Origin of the sequence: Acidithiobacillus ferrooxidans ATCC 23270, assembly GCF_000021485.1 — a bacterium.
Lineage (GTDB): Bacteria > Pseudomonadota > Gammaproteobacteria > Acidithiobacillales > Acidithiobacillaceae > Acidithiobacillus > Acidithiobacillus ferrooxidans.
Map to the genome: position 1 here is coordinate 1,152,370 of NC_011761.1, position 17,776 is coordinate 1,170,145.

A 17,776-nucleotide genomic window follows, 5' to 3' on the forward strand; every position below is an offset into this window, starting at 1 on the left:
CCGCCACCCCCTCTGCCAATGTCAGTGGTCCCGCCAGCGCCGGCAGTGGGAATGGTTTGGCTGCCGGGCGCTTGGGCCTGGCGGGGACGATGGATATGGGGACCAGGGCGCTGGACCTATCCGCCCCATCCTTACGCCCGCTGGGTACCCGGCCCCTGGTGGCATAGGGACGGACGCTGGTTCTGGGGCCGGGGCCATTGGATAAGGCGGTAGCGCGTTGTTTTTTCGATCTGGTCCGCTGGCGTTCATAAAAGCGTCATATTTGTGGTGTATTCTCAGAAGTGGGCACGCCCGCCCGTCCATTGGCCTGGAGACTGATCATGGAACTCAACCCATTGCAAACCCGAGTGGCACAACTCTATCAGGAGGGCCTATATGCCAGTATCGGCAGTTGGGAGGATGCCCAGCTCACCCACGATGCGTTGTTTTTGTTTCTGCTCCAAGAGGCAGGAGGACGTACCGACCTGGATGTCTTAGAGAGTCGGGTCGCTGTGGTCAGTGAACATCTGCAGTATTTTCTGGATGATCTGGCATCGGCAATAGCGAACGCCGCAGAAGACTCCTCTGACGGCGATTAGCCATAAGCGTTGCCATTCTTTTTCCACGCAGAGGAGATACACTGATGTCCGAGGAAAATCAGGAAGTCCAGCATCACCAAGTAGCGGGTGAGTCACAGGTTCCCGCGGAGGCGCGCTACTGCATGATCGCCGAAGCCGCTTATTTCATCGCCGAGCGGAGCGGTTTTGAGGGAGACTGCAAGGCGTACTGGCTTGCCGCCGAATGTGAGATCGACCGGATGCTTGGCGCTACGGCGACGGACGCATCATTCATCCTTGATTGACAGGAATTTGGTTTTTTGTTGCCGCAGACAAACGATCTCATGGAATTGGCCTTGGCGCTGTTTCTCAGTGTGGTTTTGGTGGTGTTTCGCAGAGTGGCATATCGCTTATAAGTTATGTTAATATCCACGCCAAGCAAGCCGGAACAACAACAGGCTGGGAGAAGCGATGCGAGCCGCATGGACGACTAGTATACTTTTTGCCTTGTTGATCGGGCAGGGCTCAGCATTTGCGGATGGCCTTTCCTGGCTGGCGAGTTATCCCTATTATGGGCAGCCTGCCTCTTCCAAGCTGGTTGCTGCAGGCTTGGCGCCGGGCACACTGGAGAAGGTGACGGCCACTCAGCCGAGTCAGCCCTCCGGCGACTCGGCCGTAACTTCATCGCAGCCCCTCGGTGCCCGGTCGGCCATCACCGAGAGCCACTCCATAGGGGCACAGAACGGGCAGGCCCAGATGCCCGCATGGTGGAACGAGCCGCTGCAATCTCAGGAACAGCAGCCCAATCCCGGTCTGGTGCCGTACCATGCCGTCAGTGCGCCCTGGTACGATACCCCCCTGGGTGTGCTCGGCATCGGGGTTGCGGCCACTGGCACCACCATGCTTTTTGACCATGGCATCAATAATTACGTAGACAACCATGTAAGCGTTGGTTTTCGCAATCATGTGGCGCTAAACATCGCCGATGTGATTACCGACGGCTCTCTCATCATCGCCGGCACCACCTGGTTCCAGAGCCCTTGGGCCAGTGCCAAGCTGGCGCACACCTCCAGCGTGGCGCTGACCTCCGCGGTCGCCACCACGGTCGAAGTCTTCGCCCTGAAATACGCCGTCGGCAGGGCCAGGCCCGGAGGCCCCAACACTAGCTCCACGCAGTATCATCCTTTCAGTTCGCGGTACGCCATATTCAGCACTTCTTTTTTATTCAACAACAACGGCCCGGCGACCGCTTCTTTTCCATCGGGCCACACCGCCATCGCTTTTGCGGTCATCACCCCCTACGCCCAGAACTACCATCTCCCCTGGCTTTATGCCCTCCCCATGCTCGTCGGGGTCAGTCGTATTGTGGCGGTGGATGGCCATTGGGCGTCGGATGTGGTCGCGGGTGGCTTTCTCGGCTGGCTCACGGCCGATCTGACCAACCGATTGTTTCCCAACAGTGACTATGGCTTCATGATTTTTGGCGATGGTGTGGGATTTCATGGCAAGTTTTAAATGGGGAGATCTTGTGAAGTTATTCGATAGGAACAGGATCAAGTCGGCCTTATGGCAGGCCTTCCAGGGTGGTGGGTTTTACCGCAAGGCTGTGGCGCTGGGCTTGATGAGTATAGCGTTATCGGGGTGCGCCATCATGACCGAAGGACCGAAGCAGGCCTATCCCCAGCAGGTACAGCAACCGCAAACGCTCCCCTCTGCGGTGCTTTCCCATCATGAAGACCACCTCTCCCATGCGACCATGGAACGCCTCCTGCACCAGAGCATCACCTATCATCTGGGGGCGGGGGACGTGGTATCGGTGTCGGTGTATCTGCATCCGGATCTGTCCATTCCCAGCCCCATGACCTCTACAACGGGGTTGGCCGGGGCCATCGTCACCAATGATGGGAATATCCAGTTGCCGCTTCTGGGGGTGGTGCATGTGGCCGGTATGACCACGACCCAGTTGCAGACCCGTCTCACCCGGCTCTACGCCCAATACGTCATCGATCCCAAGGTCAATGTGCAACTGCAGGTCGCCCACAGCATCCGCTACTATCTGCTGGGAGAATTCATCAAACCCGGCCTGGTCTATTCCGACCGGCCATTGAATGTGCTGGAAGCCATGGCCTTGGGCGGGTCGGTGAACCTGGCGGATGCCGATCTGCGCGGCGCCTATGTGGTGCAGGACGGCCGGAAGCTGCCGGTGAACTTCCATAAGCTGATCCTGGCGGGCGACCTCCAGCAAAACATTCCCCTCAAAACCGGGGATACCGTGCTCATTCCCAGCATAACCACCATGCGCGCTTATGTCTTCGGCGCCGTCAACAAAGCCGGCCCTGTGCCCTTCGTGAACGGACGCCTGAGCCTGTTGCAGGCCCTCTCGGATGCGGGCATGAACACCACGAACCTCACTACCGCGCGGCTCAGCGAAATCCGCATCATTCGGTCGGAAGGCGCCACCGGACAGTTTTACGTGGTGGACGCCCGGCGCATTCTGGAAGGCAAGGCGGCCCCCTTCTACCTGAAGTCGGGAGATATCGTCTACGTGCCGCAAACGACCGTCAGCAGCTGGAATCAAGCCATACTGCTCCTGTTGCCGTCCCTGCAGGCCATCAACCAGTTGCTCAACCCCTTTGTATCCATCAAGTTCTTGAGCCAATAGGAAAGCTTGTGACCGACAACCATACGCCACAGACCACGCCAACCCAGGCGGTTCATTCGGGCGGCCCCATGGGGTTGATGGGCGCCCACGACGCTGGGGAGGGCGACGAGATCAACCTAGGGCCCATCCTCCAGGCGATTCGGGAAGGCTGGAAATGGCCCGTGGCCCTGGGGGGCTCCTTCGTCCTTCTGGCCGTGGTCGTTGTGCTCTTCACCAAACCCGTATTCAACGCTAGCGGCACGCTCTATCTCGCGCAAGCCGAAAAAACCCAGTCTGCCGGTTCGGGATCGGTGGATGGCGTTTCTCTCCTCTCGGGCCTGCTCGCGCAGGGATCCAGCATGGAAACCCAGGTGGAGATCATCAACAGCCGGGACATGATCGAACGCGCGGTGCTCGCCTCCGGGATCAATGCCCAGGTGTGGCAAATCGGGCACCGCCCTTCGGCCCTGACCTTTGCGGGTTGGAAGCTGGGCGGCCAGCGTCTTTCCCTTTACGCTCCCGGACCCCAGGCGTTGCGGGCACTGTATGCCCACGTGACCGACCCCGCTTTGGAAGGCAAAACCCTTACCATTCGTTTTGGTCAGGGGGGGCAGTATCAGATTCTCCATCACGGCCAAGCCTTGCTCACCGGCAAGATCGACCAGCCTGCCGTTGGACCCGAGTTGCGGCTGATGCTGACTGCGGTGAAGTCGCCATACATTCCTGCAGCCAACACCCAGTATCATATCCAGATCAGCAATGCGCTAGGAGTCTACAAGGCATTGGCCAAGACCGGCGCCATCTCGGTCGTGCGGGGCACAGGAGCCGGAGCCGATGCGGCCAAGACCAGTTATCTGGTCACCATCTCCGCCAACAGCACAGACCCCTTCGTCGCCAGGCGGCTGACCAATGCGCTCATGCAGACCTATCTGAATCAAACCCGGTCCTGGAGCACGGATCAGGCGGCTGCCACCTATGATTACCTGAGCCGGCAACTGGACAAGATCCGTGCCGCCCTGAGCAATGCCGACGCACGCCTCGCCAGCTACCAGAGCAAGAGCGGCGTGATTGCGGTTTCCGCCGGCGCCAAGGAGATGATTGGCCAATTGGCCGATTACGAGACCCAGCGTTCCCAGGCCAAGATCACCCTCTACGGCCTGCAGCGGGTCCAAAAGACGCTGGCTCAGCCCGGTGCTGCCCTGAACCCCTATTTGTTCAGCAGCAAAGATCCCGTCATGAACGGCCTGGCCACCCGCCTGGCCGAGGCGCAGAGCAAGCTCATCGCCCTGCAAAAGCGCTATACCGCCGCAGCCCCGCAAGTGGTGCAGGCTCAGGCCGATATCGCCTCCATCCGCTCCGCCATCAGCGCTCTGGTGCAGAACCAGGAAAAAATGGCCACACAGCAACTCCAGTCCATTGATGCCATCATCGCGCAACATCAGTCCGATATGGGCAAATATCCCCATTCCGAGCTGGAGGTCATTTCGCTGACCCGCTCCAGCGAGGTGCTGGGCAAGCTCTATATGTTCCTCCTGGAAAAACAGGAAGAGGCCGCCATCAGCAAGGCCAGCACTCTTACCAAAAACCGGATACTGGACACGGCGTTGATCGCCAACCTGCCGGTCGCCCCCAAGGCCGGGAAAGAAGTCGCCTTGTACGGCTTTTTAGGGGTGCTTCTGGGTCTGAGCATCGTTTTTGGGCGCTATCTTCTACATCCAGGCTTTCGCAGCGATGAGGAATTACGTCGGCGTTATCCTTTTTTACCGGTCTATGGACTACTCCCTGCCGCGCATGCGGTATCGCGGCCCACCAAAGAAACCATTTTCTCGATGCCCGACCCGCGTTCGGGCTATGGTGAGGCCCTGCGCCTGCTCCGCGGCAATTTTTATCTGGCCGTTGGCGAGGCTCGCGGGCAGGTCGTGGCCATGACCTCCGCCATAGCCGGGGATGGCAAGAGCACCCTGGCCTTCCAGCTCGCATCGGCACTCGCCCAGGACGGCAAAAAAGTCCTCCTGATTGATGCCGATCTGCGCAATCCCCACGCCCATCTGGCTTTCCACGTCACCCAGGAGCCGGGCTTGGCAGGTATCCTCGTCGGCCGTTCCACCTGGCAGGCAGCCTTGCACCATATCGCGGATGTCGGCATTGATCTCATCACCGCTGGCAATACGCCGCCCAACCCCAGCGAGCATCTCGGCTCCGGTCGCCTGGAACAGGTTTTGGCGGATCTGCGCTCGGGCTATGACTACATCTTTATCGACACGCCGCCCTTCCCCATGGTGGGCGACATCCTGACCATAGGACCCCTTGCCGATCGTCTGCTGATCATCGCCAAGGTCAACCATACCCCGCGCCGGGCCTACCAGGAACATCTGCAGGGCATTCTGGGACTGAATCGCCCCGTGGGCCTGATCGTCAACGGCATCCGGGTGCAGGGCAGCTACGGTTATGGCTACGGCTACGGCTATGGCTATGGCTATGGTGCCAGCGACAAGGCGCTCACCCCGCCCAAGGGATGGCGGCGATACCTCCGACTAAGGCGTAAAAAATGATGGACCTGCTGCGCCGGTTTCGTCCCCAGAATCTTGCGCCAGAGGCACCCGATGGCGAACGTCTCGCACCCGTCTGGGATTTCCACTGTCACTTGCTCCCCGCGGTGGACGATGGCCTGCGCAGCCTGGAAGAGACGCGCGCTGCCATCACGGGCATGCTGGCCCTAGGTTACCAGGGAGCGGTGCTCACGCCGCATATCTATCGGGGGGTGTACGACAATACCCCCCAAGCGCTCCGTGAACACTTCCGCGCCCTGCGCCAGGAGATCGAAGGGGATTTTAGCCTGCATCTCGCCGCGGAGTATTTTGCAGATGAAGCGCTGCTCACCGCCATCGAGCGGGACGACATTCTTTATCTGGAACTGGGAAGGCAAAAAATCGTGTTGGTGGAGTTCCCCACGCTGATGCCCAGCCCGGCGGGGATGGATGTGCTTCTGCAACTGCGCCGTGCCGGCTATCAGCCCGTGCTGGCGCATGTGGAGCGATACCGTTATGTGCAACTGGAGCAATCACTCTGGCTGTCGCGGCTGGAGCGCACAGGCGTATGGCTGCAATGCGACATCGGCAGTCTGGTGGGGCAATACGGCCCGCATCCCCAGGCTTTCGCCCGCGCGTTGCTGGATCAGGAACTGCCCACCCTTTGGGGAACGGATCTGCATCGTGTGGCGCAACTGGAACGCTACGTGGCGCCGGGATTGGCCGTGCTTACGAAAAGCGGGCAACGGATCAACGCCGTGCTGGAGGAATGGCACGCATGATGACCAGCCCGACAAAAGATGCTGTGTTGGTGGTCGGCGGCGCGGGCTACATCGGCTCTCACATGGCCAAGATGCTTGCTCAAGCGGGATTTGGCGTTGTCATTCTCGATAACCTCTCTACTGGTTTCCCCGACGCCGCCCGCTACGGTGACCTTATTCGAGGCGATCTGTCCAATCAGGCTTTGTTGGACCGCTTGTTTCACGAGCATGCGTTCGTTGCTGTCCTGCACTTCGCCGCTCTGAGTCAGGTTGGGGAATCCGTTCGCGCACCCGCGCTGTACTACCGCAACAACGTGGCGAACACTCAAAACCTGCTCGATGCCATGCTCCGACACGACGTGCGCCGTTTCATTTTTTCCTCCAGCGCTGCCATCTTTGGTGAACCAGCATCCGCCTATATTGAAGAGACGCACCCGCAGCGTCCCATCAATCCTTATGGACGCAGTAAACGCATGGTGGAGGAGATGCTGGCGGATTACGACCATGCTTACGGCTTACGCTCCGTCAGCCTGCGCTATTTCAATGCCGCCGGTGCCGATCCCGAAGGCGAATTGGGCGAGCGCCACGATCCGGAGAGCCATCTGATCCCCTTGGTGCTTCAGGCCGCCAATGGTCGCCGCGAGCATATCGCCATCTACGGGGACGATTACCCAACGCCCGATGGCACCTGCGTTCGGGATTACATTCATGTCTGGGATCTGTGCAGCGCCCACTTGCTGGCTTTAGAGCATTTGCTGGCCGATGGGAGGAGCGACGTTTTCAATCTCGGCAACGGTGCCGGATTTTCCGTGCAGGAAGTCATCGACACCACCCGCCGGGTGACGGGCCGAGATATTCCCGCAATCGTCCAGGGCCGTCGCGCCGGTGATCCGGCTGTTCTGGTGGCGGATAGTCAAAAGGCGCGGCGCGCTCTGGGGTGGGAGCCGCGTTTCCAGGAACTGGAAACTATAATTTCCCATGCTTGGGGCTGGGAGCGGGCAAAAGGAGAGGCGTGGTGACTGTCGCGGACATCGGGAGTGAAATGCCATGAAAATCACGGTCATCGGCACTGGATATGTGGGTTTGGTGACGGGCGCCTGCCTCGCCCAGGTCGGCAATCAAGTGCTCTGCATCGACGTGGACGCCGACAAGGTGGCCCGGCTGCGCGACGGCATCATTCCCATCCACGAACCGGATCTGCCCGCCGTCGTCCAGGAGGGCATCGTCGGCGGACGTCTGACCTTCAGCACCGACATCGCCGCAGGTGTGGAGCATGGCGAATTTCTCTTCATCGCGGTGGGCACGCCCCCCGATGAAGACGGTTCCGCCGATCTTCGCCACGTCCTCGCCGTGGCCGATGCCGTGGGCCGTCATATACAGCGCCCGGCTATCGTCATCAACAAATCCACCGTTCCAGTGGGCACGGCGCAAAAAGTGCGGGAACGCATCGCTGCGGCCCTGCGTGAGCGCGATACAACCATCCCCTTCGAGGTCGTCTCTAATCCCGAATTCCTCAAGGAAGGCGCGGCGGTGGACGACTTCATGAAACCCGACCGCATCATCGTTGGCACCGACAGTGAAGCGGTGCGGGAGCGCATGCGCGCCCTTTACGCTCCCTTCAACCGCAACCACGACCGCCTGATCTTCATGGACCCGGCGTCGGCGGAGCTGACCAAATATGCCGCCAACGTCATGCTCGCCACCAAAATCTCCCTCATGAACGAGCTGGCCGGGCTGGCGGAACACTTGGGCGCAGATATTGAGGAGGTTCGCCGCGGCATCGGCGCCGATCCGCGAATCGGATATTCCTTTATTTATCCGGGTTGCGGGTACGGCGGATCCTGTTTTCCCAAGGATGTGCGGGCACTGGAATACAGTGCGCGGCAACACCACTATGAAGCTCCTCTGCTAGCCGCCGTGGAAAGCGTGAACAATCGCCAGAAACGAGTGCTGGAGCACAAACTCGTCGACGCCTTAGGCGAAGACCTGAAAGGTTTGAGCATCGCCCTCTGGGGCCTCGCCTTCAAACCCAATACCGACGACATGCGCGAGGCTCCCAGCCGCGTGCTCATGGAAGGTCTCTGGCGTCGCGGCGCCCACGTCCAAGCCTACGACCCCGCCGCCATGGACGAAACCCGGCGCATCTACGGCGAAAGGGCTGATCTGCAACTTTGTGCCGACCCCTATGCCGCCTGCCAGGGCGCCGACGCACTGGTCATCTGCACGGAATGGCAGGTGTTTCGCAGCCCCGATTTCAACCGCCTCAAGGAGCTTCTCCGCCGCCCCCTGATCATCGACGGCCGCAACCTCTACGATCCCGCCAGACTCCGCAAGGCGGGCTTTGCATATCATGGCATCGGACGATCGTGATATGGACAAGGGCTTAGACGGCGTGGCTACTTCCGACCAGCTCCAGCAGCCGCTTATCTTATGCGTCTTCCGGGTGCATCGATGAGCATTCGGCGTAATACCCTCTACAATCTGTTAGGCCGGATCGCGCCACTAGCAGTTTCGCTGGTCACTGTACCCATCTACCTGCACGCCATCGGTGAGGCCCGGTATGGGGTGCTGGCCATCATCTGGTTGTTTACGGGCTACTTCGGTGTTTTTGAAATGGGGCTTTCGCGCGCAAGCGCCTATCATTTGGCTCGCCAGCATGACGAAGCGCCAGCGGTGCGCAGCACCACCTTCTGGACCGCACTCTGGATGAATCTAGGTTTTGGTCTGTTGGGCGCGGTAGTGCTCTACGCGATCGCGCAGGCCGTCTTCACGCATTTCTTCCACATGCCTCAAAGCATGCGGAGCAGTGTGCTTGCCAGTATGCCGTGGATCGCCGCAGCCCTGCCGCTCTCCACCCTCGGTGGCGTGCTGGCGGGCGCGCTGGAGGCACGCGAGCGCTTTGCTTACATGAACCTCATCGGAGTGTTCAATACCGCCGTGACCCAGATTGGCCCGCTTCTGGTGGCGCTTTTCATCAGCCCCGAACTCACCTGGCTGATTCCCGCCGTGGTCATCGCCCGCGCTTCCGGCCTGTTGCTCCAGTTTGTCGGCGTCTGGCGTTTTCTACCCATCGTGCCATCCACCCTGTTCGACCGTGCGCGCGCACGTGCCTTGTTCACCTATGGGGGCTGGATTTCGATTACCAATATCGTCGGACCGGTACTGGTCACCTTTGACCGTATACTGATCGGCGGACTGCTGAGCGTGCAGGCCGTCACCTATTACACGGTGCCCTATAATCTTGTCAGCCGCGTGTCTATCCTCCCTAGCGCTCTCTCCGCCAGTTTGTTTCCCCGTTTTTCGCGTATAGAAAGCGGGGAGGGTAAAAACTTGGCGGAACGCGGATTGCACCTGCTCGTTGCCGTTATGACACCCATAACCATAACCGGCATCGCCCTGCTTCCCCTTTTTCTGACGTACTGGATCAGCCCGGCGTTTTCCCGGCATGGGTCCATGGTGGGCATGATTCTGCTTGCAGGGTTCTGGGTCAACGGATTGGCCTATATTCCCTACGGCCTGCTCCAGGGGCAGGGTCGCCCGGATATTACCGCCAGGCTGCATCTTCTTGAACTACCATTTTTTCTGCTATTGCTCTGGGGCGGGATTCACTGGTTGGGTTTGGTGGGGGCAGCTATGGCCTGGAGTATGCGTGTAGCTGCCGATGCTCTCTTGTTGTTTTATTTCGCACGCCTTCCTTTAAAGTTAAGCCATGCACTACCCGCCTTGGCAATGATGGGCGGTGCAGCTGTGGTCGCACCTCACCATATGAACTCTGTGCAAAGCATTTTGGCGGTTCTTCTGGTGGCGTTCAGCATACTCTGGGCACTATGGATCGCACCGGACCTGCGGCAGGTACTTCTACGATCCTCACAAGGTCTGCGCCGCTTATCTTCCTCGCAGTGTCGGAGACACCCGTGAACAATTTCGAAGAAGGTGCTAGAGTTTATAGAAGCGAAGCTAACAGACCATTAATTGAAATGCTAAATCTAGAATCAATTCGCATCTTAGATATCGGATGTGGGTCTGGTGCTAACGCTGCCTTAATAAATGAACGTAGTCAGTCATCAGAAATAAACGGCATTACTTATTCAGCAAAAGAGGCGGAACTGGCACTAAGCCATATGGCCAATGTCTGGGTATTTAATCTGGAAAGTGATATTCCAGCAGGTTTACTAACTCAAAAATTTGATGCGTTAATCTTTTCACACATTCTGGAACATCTGAAGGACCCGTCTCACATTCTGGCGCGTTTTGTGAAACTGTTGTCCATTGGAGGGCAAGTTCTGATTGCGGTGCCAAATATTCTTTTTTGGCGTATGCGGGTGCAGTTTCTGCTTGGAGATTTTGAATATCAGTCAGGTGGGGTTCTAGATGACACGCATCTACGGTTCTTTACCTATCACACAGCAGATATACTTCTATCACAATCTCCAGAATTGCAACTTGAAAACAAGCGAGCAACAGGAAGCGTGCCTCTCTGGTTGCTGAGAAGACATATCCTTCCCAAAAATTGGTGTCGACAAATCGATCGCTTGGGTAGTGCAAAACTGCCTAACCTTTTTGGCGATCAAATACTCATCAGTGCCAGAAAAGTTAAAGAAAGCAGCTAATGAATACGATATTTGAGCAACATCAGAAAGCGCATGGCCAGAGCCTTAGGGTAAACAATGCAACACCTCAATATACTCTGCCTGTATTGGTTACTGTCATAGTGACAGTCTACAAGAGAACAAAATTTTTAAAGGAGGCAATCGGAAGCGTACTAAACCAAAAATTTCACAGTTTTGAGATTATAGTCACGGACGATTCAAATAGTGATGCCGTAATGGCTATATGTGACTTATTTAATAATTCGCAGATTCGTTATAGGGCGAATTCTGTTGCGCTCGGTGTGGCGCTTAATTTGCGTGTAGCCATTTCTGAAGCACGTGGTGAATATATTGCCATTCTTAATGATGACGATGTTTGGGAACCGGATTTCCTAGAAAGTCTTGTGTTTCCGCTTCAAGTAGATTCGGAGATATCTCTTGCTTTTTGCGATCATTGGATTACCTCGGAAGATGGAAGCCTGGATTTATTAAGAACTAATGCCAATAGCCTGCATTATGGAAGAGATATTCTGCCCGAAGGTTATATTTACAATCTCGAAGAACTGGTCCTCGAAAAAAATAGTATACCCATGGCGATGGCGGCTATTTTCAGAAAAAATGCGATAGACTTTGGGCTATTAGTTTCGGATGTGGTTGGAGCTTATGACTTCTGGTTGGCCTGTTTGTTGGCAGCCTATGGAAGGCCTGCCTATTATGTTTCAAGGAGGTTGACGCGATACAGGGTGCACGGGCAAATGGAAACAGTGAGAAAGGCGCCAGACAAGAATAAGAATATGATATATATATACGAAAAGCTAATTGAATTGAATTTGTTTCCAAAAAAAATTGATTTTCTGCATAGAAAGTGCAGCAAAAGTTACTTTCAGGTTGGTAAAGATTACCTATGGTTTAACAAGTCGATATTGGCCAGAAATTATTTCTTTGGGGCTTTCGGGTCTGATTTAAATTGCAAGGCATTGCTATACATAGCATTGAGCTACCTGCCTAGAAATTTTCGCAACGTGTTGAAAATTACCGCATATGGTTTGTGATTCGCGTTACGGAGCGTTATGATTCATCTCGTTATGCCGGAGGTGCAAGGTGGTGTCCATGATTTCGCATGCATTCTGCAAGCAGAAATGGGGCCTGACATCGTACACTTGGTGCCGCTTTCTGTAGGTAATGCCGGAGAATGGCAGACCCGAGCGGGCGATTTGGTTGTGCTGCAAATGAGTGGCTATGGATTTAGTAAGAAAGGTGCCCCACTATGGATTTTGCGTGAGATGGAGAAGCGTCGACATGAGATTAAAACATTTGGCGTATTTTTCCACGAACTGTACGCCTTTGGCCCACCTTGGAAATCCGCATTTTGGGTGTCGCCCGTACAACGCTATGTGGTCCGCCGCTTGGCCGAGATGTCGGACTTCTGGATGACCAACCGGGAGGGTTCGGCCCAATGGCTACGCCAGTATGCTGGTCACAAGCCGCACGCAGTGCTACCGGTTTTTTCCAATGTGGGCGAACCCAAATCGCTGCCTGCAGCCCGAAAACGCCGTCTCGTAATGTTCGGTAGCGCTGGGCTACGGACCGTTACTTACCGCTCCGCTGGTAAGGAACTGTTCCAATGGGCCAAGCGGCAGTCGGTCGAGATCCATGATATTGGATCAACAGTTATGGACATGCAGGTGGTGGACACCCTAAAAGCCAACGGAGTGATGCAGCACGGACGTCTTAAAGCGAGCGAAATCTCAGATCTGATGCGGGATTCGCTATTTGGACTCGTCGCCTATCCCGTGAACTATGTAGCGAAGAGTAGCGTTTTCGCAACCTATTGTGCACATGGTCTCTGTCCGGTCATCCTCTCCAAGGGATATGCTCCGTCCGATGGTTTGGTCGCCTGGCAACATTATCTACCGGGGGTTCCGACCGGTATTGTCGATACTTATAAGGCGCAACGGATAGGCGAAAACGCGTGGGAGTGGTATCAGCCGCATGGGATATGGCAACATGCCTCTGTGCTTAATGAACTCCTTCATGCCTCACATGAAATTCTTTAAATGAGGTTCTCGTGTGAAAAAACTACTTAAATCGACCTTAGTTATGCTTGCGCCCAATACTGCTATTCAACTGATAGCAGCAAGAGCTAGGCGCCATGCTCAAATGTTGGAAAGCAATTGGGGCCTTGTCGATGAAACTCATCGTTTTGTGGGTAAGTTTGGCAATGCGGTTTGTTGTGGCCCTTTTTCCGGTATGAGCTACCCCCCTCGTTCATTGGACCGTCACGTAACGGACAAACTCTTGGGTACCTATGAAATGGAGCTGCATCCCTTTTTGGAAGAAGCCATCAAAGCGGGGCCAGAACAGGTAATCGATATAGGTTCTGCTGAAGGCTATTACGCTGTGGGCATGGCGCGAAGACTACCTGACGCTACCATTGTTGCTTTTGATGCGGATGGCTGGGCGCGTGAACGTACCGCAGAAATGGCGCAAGCCAATGGCTGCAGCAATCTGCAGACGCGAGGTCTGTGCACCGGACAATGGTTAGTTGACAATGTGCGGGATAAAACATTAGTGATTATGGATTGCGAAGGTTGTGAGATAGGATTAACGGCGCCTATTGCTTCATGTCGCAGCCACTTACAATCATGGTGGTTGATTGAACTTCATGAAACCCAAATGCCTGGAGTAACACGCACGCTTCTGCAACGCTTTAACAAAACGCACCATACCGAGTTGTGTACAAGCAGGAGTCGCGACCGAGAGGATTTGCCGGATTTCCTAAAATCGGCAATGGATCTTCCCGTTTTGAAGTGGATGGATGAGCATAGAGATCCGGGTCAGCAATGGCTACTGTGCAGGCCAAGACCATCATGAAACATTGCGCGATCATAATGCCCATAGCCCACCAACGAGGTGGCGCGGAAGCCATGCTGATGCACATTTTGCGAGAAAATGCGTCCAGACCGAAGCTTGACTTATCACTGATTTTTCTCGAAGACGGTCCTATGGTTGGGCATGCGGAGTCGCTGGGATACGCGGTTACTATCATAAATGCTGGTCGATTATCGCAACTACATAATTATTTTAGAACAATGTGGAGACTGCGACGGGCACTCGAGCGACAGCATTGTGACGCGGTGCTCTCCTGGATGTCCAAAGCGCAGATCTATATGGGACCTGTGAGTCTAGGATTAGGGATATCCGTCTTCTGGTTTCAACACGGCATTACAAGGGGCGGATGGATGGATCGACTTTCTGCCGCTCTGCCAACTACCGGAATATTCGCCTGCTCCAGCATTGCAGCCCATGCACAGCAAAAAATTTCGCCGCAACGTTCCGTGGCCGTTTGTTATCCAGCCGTGGATTTGCTCCATTTGGAGAACGCCAGACAACAGGGCCAGGCTCATTGGCGCGCCCATTTAGGATTACCACCTCAGGCGCTCATCGTAGGTATGGTGGCCCGTATGGAACGGTGGAAAGGAATTGATGTTTTTATCAAGATGGTAGTTCAACTTGCCTCTCATTATCCCAATTTGTACGCCTTTGTGGTCGGTGGCGTCCATTCCCTGGACCCGGATTGTGCCCGTGAACTTAATGCTCAAGCGGAACAATCTGGCTTGGGTGGCCGACTGCGCCTTGTAGGACAGCGTCCGCTGGAGGAAGTCGCCGGATGGTGGTGCGCCTGTGATATCGCCATTCACCCCGTTACGGGCGCAGAACCTTTTGGCATGGGGATCGTTGAAGCCATGGCGATGGGGAAACCCGTTATCGCTAGTGCCCTGGGCGGCCTCGCAGAGATCATTCAAGATCAAGTCAATGGTCTGCTGTGCGCCCCAGGAGATGTGGACGGGCTGGTGCGCGCTGCCCAGCGCGTTCTGGACGATCCTGAACTCAGGCGGTCATTGGGTCAGGCGGCACGCGTGCGCGCGCTGGAGTTTTCGCCACAAAGGCTGCTGCGATGTCTCGCAACACGTCTCTCCGGCGAACCCTGGGAGACTGAAGGATGAGGACCCTGATTCACCCATCGGCATGGCCCGACCGGGCACGGGAATGGACGGTATTATCGGCATTGGTACTGGGTTCTGCGGTCGTCATCTTCCACGGTTACGGACAGTTGCTGGGCGTGGCCTTGCTGGGTTTCTGCTTCCTGATGCTGGGTGTCGTCAACGCCCAACTGGCGATCATGGTGATGCTCACCTACGCCTTTTTTGACGGGGATATTCGCCGTTTGGTCAACGCAGTATATGGTTGGCCGGCCATTGATCCTCTACTGCTCCTGGTGCCGGTGGTGGCCACCATATTCGGCCTCAGTGTGCTGTTGCGCGACAAGGTGGATACGCCGATCTCACGCATGGTACTGGTCCTGATCGGATTGATGGGGTTGGAGATCTTCAATCCGTTGCAGGGCGGGCTACGGGTCGGTTTGGGTGGAGCCTTTTTTTACATTCCGCCCCTTATGTTCTTCTGGCTGGGACGCCGCTATGCCACCCCCGCCTTCATTGAAAGCCTGCTCTATCGGTTGGTGCTTCCAATATCGGTATTGGCCGCCATTGCCGGCTATATGCAAACCATTTTTGGTTTTGCACCTTGGGAGCAGGACTGGATCAACCATGTTGCGGCCAGTTATGCAGCCCTGAACGTGGGAGGCTATATTCGACCCTTTGCGTTTTTTACGTCTTCCGCCGGGTATGTGACCGTTTTGAGTATCGGGTCCGTCATTGCCTTGGCGGGTATCTGGTTGGGTCATCGGCGCTCCGCCTTGGCACTGGTGCTATTGCTACCGGCACTGGTCCTGTCATCTGAACGCGGTCCCATCGTCAAATTGCTGGTGGCGGGGTTGGTGGTTTGGGCGTTGCAGCGTGGTGGTGGCAAGGGTTGGTACCTGCGCGTGTCCTTGGCAGGGCTTGCCACCGTTGGACTGCTCGCTTTTGCCCTGCCGCATTTGATGCCTTCCCATTCCGATTCTGGCCAGGTGAATGCTCTATTAGCACACCAGGTAGGCGGGTTTGCGAATCCGCTCAATGCCAAGGATTCGACGCTCATGCTCCATCTGGAGATGCTTGGTAACGGAATGCTTGCCGGCTTTACCCACCCTTATGGATATGGTTTGGGGGCTACCACCGCTGCAGCTGGTAAATTCGCTGGCGGCGGTGTAGAAGGCAGGTCGACGGAAACTGATTTTGGCAACATGTTTGTTAGCCTCGGTTTCGTCGGCGGCATCATTTACCTCTTGATTATGGTGCGGGTTTTGTGGGCGCTGATTTCCGATTGGCAACGTAGACGACAGCGGACGAGTCTGATGATCCTGGCGATTCTGCTGGTTACGGGAGCGGCTTGGCTGATCGCCGGAGAATACAGCACCCCGCTGCTCTTGTGGTTGCTGATCGGGGCGACGGATTCCATGACTAGAAAACAGGAGAATACATGAACTCAGCTACAATCGCCCTAGTCACGCACCAGGTGGTAGCTAGGGGTGATGGCCAGGGGCGTGTCAATTATGAAATTGCCCAGGCCGCGCTTGCGGCCGGTTTTCATCTGCAAATCGTGGCCATGCTCTGCGATGGGTCCCTGGCAGCACATCCGGGCGTGCACTTTACCGAGATAAACTACGGACGGTTGCCCACGCAGTTACTACGTAACTATGCTTTTGCCCGGGCCGGTGGCCGCTGGCTGCGTACTCATCGGACGGCTTACAACCTGATCCATACTTGTGGTTATGTGACGGAAGTGCCTGCCGATGTGAACACCGCACACTTCGTTCATCGCGGCTGGCTAAAAAGCGATGCCTATCCTTTCGCTTGGACCGGTGGCACATACAGCGCTTATCAGCAATTTTATACCGTGCGTAACGCCGCTCTGGAACGCCGTGCCTTCCTGTCCGCCCGCCGTGTCGTGGCGGTTTCCCGCAAGATCGCCGACGAATTGCGCGGTATTGGTGTAAAGGATGAGCGACTATGCGTCATTCATAACGGTGTGGATGTGCAGGAATTCCGTCCAGGGACCGGGGACCGGGCCCACTTTGGCCTGCCTGTGGACCGGGTGATCTTTTTATTCGCCGGAGACATCCGCACTCCCCGAAAGGGGCTAGATACGGTACTTACCGCTCTATCTGCCACTCCCGATTCTCACCTGGCTGTGGCTGGCGCAGTGAAGGGTAGTCCGTTCCCCGCACTGGCACGGGCGCTAGGTGTGGGGGATCGTGTGCATTTCCTCGGAAAGATTGATGAAATGCCTGCCTTGATGAGGTCCGTTGATAATTTTGTGTTTCCTTCCCGCTATGAGCCTATGGGTCTTGTTATATTGGAAGCCATGGCCTCTGGGCTGCCTGTGCTTACCGCCAAAACGGCCGGAGGCGCGGAAATTCTGGGGCATGGTGGGCGCGTTCTAAGCGACCCTAACGATACGGCTACTCTCGGCCACTGGATGCGGGAGCTGACGGCCGATGAAGGGCTACGCCGGCGCATGGGCGCAGCAGGAAGGGAGATTGCCGAGCGCCATACCTGGGACCGCATGGCAGCGGCTTATCTGGCGCTTTACGACGAGCTGCTGTCCGCCAAAAAGTCGCCGCGATCGCTATTTCAGGGAGGTGATTCTTGACGGGGATGGACAGGCCTCTTATGGGCACACTGCAATCGGGCGTGGGCTGTTGGTTTGGCGAGCAGCCGGGCAGGGCCAATCGCGTGTATTTCGAACTGCTCCGCCATCTGCCTTGGGCGGACAT

16 protein-coding genes are annotated in these 17,776 nt (G+C 56.3%); all 16 read left to right on the forward strand.

What is annotated here, in order from left to right:
* Window positions 1–320 precede the first annotated feature (320 nt).
* The 16 genes from AFE_RS06270 to AFE_RS06340 all read left to right on the forward strand — a co-directional run bounded on the left by AFE_RS06270 (window position 321) and on the right by AFE_RS06340 (window position 17,652).
* Window positions 321–578, forward strand: a complete 258-nt coding sequence (locus AFE_RS06270; protein ID WP_041645769.1) for a hypothetical protein — start codon at window positions 321–323, stop codon at window positions 576–578.
* Between the two features lie 44 nt (window positions 579–622).
* Window positions 623–841: a DUF2934 domain-containing protein gene (locus tag AFE_RS06275; protein ID WP_012607007.1), complete on the forward strand. Its 219-nt coding sequence runs from the start codon at window positions 623–625 to the stop codon at window positions 839–841.
* A 166-nt stretch (window positions 842–1,007) separates the two neighbouring features.
* Window positions 1,008–2,051 (forward strand): phosphatase PAP2 family protein, encoded by a 1,044-nt coding sequence (locus AFE_RS06280; protein WP_012607009.1) that lies wholly within the window; start codon window positions 1,008–1,010, stop codon window positions 2,049–2,051.
* A gap of 13 nt (window positions 2,052–2,064) precedes the next feature.
* Window positions 2,065–3,198 carry a polysaccharide biosynthesis/export family protein gene (locus tag AFE_RS06285; protein ID WP_012607010.1) on the forward strand — a complete coding sequence of 378 codons (1,134 nt, stop codon included), beginning with the start codon at window positions 2,065–2,067 and terminating at the stop codon, window positions 3,196–3,198.
* A gap of 8 nt (window positions 3,199–3,206) precedes the next feature.
* The gene (locus AFE_RS06290) at window positions 3,207–5,729 is read left to right on the forward strand and encodes a GumC family protein (RefSeq protein WP_148208617.1); all 2,523 of its coding nucleotides are present in this window, start codon (window positions 3,207–3,209) and stop codon (window positions 5,727–5,729) included.
* On the forward strand, window positions 5,726–6,487 hold the full coding sequence (locus AFE_RS06295) for a tyrosine-protein phosphatase (protein ID WP_012607012.1): 762 nt from the start codon (window positions 5,726–5,728) through the stop codon (window positions 6,485–6,487). Before AFE_RS06290 ends, AFE_RS06295 begins: the two co-directional genes overlap by 4 nt.
* Window positions 6,484–7,485, forward strand: coding sequence for a UDP-glucose 4-epimerase GalE (gene galE / locus AFE_RS06300; protein WP_236608979.1), 1,002 nt, complete (start codon window positions 6,484–6,486; stop codon window positions 7,483–7,485). Before AFE_RS06295 ends, galE begins: the two co-directional genes overlap by 4 nt.
* Window positions 7,486–7,513: 28 nt before the next feature.
* On the forward strand, window positions 7,514–8,836 hold the full coding sequence (locus AFE_RS06305; protein WP_012607014.1) for a UDP-glucose dehydrogenase family protein: 1,323 nt from the start codon (window positions 7,514–7,516) through the stop codon (window positions 8,834–8,836).
* A gap of 81 nt (window positions 8,837–8,917) precedes the next feature.
* Window positions 8,918–10,384 carry a flippase gene (locus tag AFE_RS06310; protein ID WP_012607015.1) on the forward strand — a complete coding sequence of 489 codons (1,467 nt, stop codon included), beginning with the start codon at window positions 8,918–8,920 and terminating at the stop codon, window positions 10,382–10,384.
* Window positions 10,381–11,076 (forward strand): class I SAM-dependent methyltransferase, encoded by a 696-nt coding sequence (locus AFE_RS15600; RefSeq protein WP_012607016.1) that lies wholly within the window; start codon window positions 10,381–10,383, stop codon window positions 11,074–11,076. The genes AFE_RS06310 and AFE_RS15600 overlap by 4 nt, the downstream gene beginning before the upstream one ends.
* Window positions 11,076–12,107, forward strand: coding sequence for a glycosyltransferase family 2 protein (locus tag AFE_RS15355; protein ID WP_012607017.1), 1,032 nt, complete (start codon window positions 11,076–11,078; stop codon window positions 12,105–12,107). The genes AFE_RS15600 and AFE_RS15355 overlap by 1 nt, the downstream gene beginning before the upstream one ends.
* An 18-nt stretch (window positions 12,108–12,125) precedes the next feature.
* Window positions 12,126–13,112, forward strand: coding sequence for a hypothetical protein (locus AFE_RS06325; protein WP_049759450.1), 987 nt, complete (start codon window positions 12,126–12,128; stop codon window positions 13,110–13,112).
* A gap of 13 nt (window positions 13,113–13,125) precedes the next feature.
* Window positions 13,126–13,929, forward strand: coding sequence for a class I SAM-dependent methyltransferase (locus AFE_RS16050; protein ID WP_148208618.1), 804 nt, complete (start codon window positions 13,126–13,128; stop codon window positions 13,927–13,929).
* Entirely contained in the window at window positions 13,899–15,062 is a 1,164-nt protein-coding gene (locus AFE_RS06330) for a glycosyltransferase family 4 protein (protein ID WP_012607020.1), read from the forward strand. The genes AFE_RS16050 and AFE_RS06330 overlap by 31 nt, the downstream gene beginning before the upstream one ends.
* Window positions 15,059–16,483, forward strand: coding sequence for a hypothetical protein (locus tag AFE_RS06335; RefSeq protein ID WP_012607021.1), 1,425 nt, complete (start codon window positions 15,059–15,061; stop codon window positions 16,481–16,483). Before AFE_RS06330 ends, AFE_RS06335 begins: the two co-directional genes overlap by 4 nt.
* Window positions 16,480–17,652, forward strand: a complete 1,173-nt coding sequence (locus AFE_RS06340) for a glycosyltransferase family 4 protein (protein ID WP_012607022.1) — start codon at window positions 16,480–16,482, stop codon at window positions 17,650–17,652. Before AFE_RS06335 ends, AFE_RS06340 begins: the two co-directional genes overlap by 4 nt.
* Window positions 17,653–17,776: the final 124 nt, after the last annotated feature.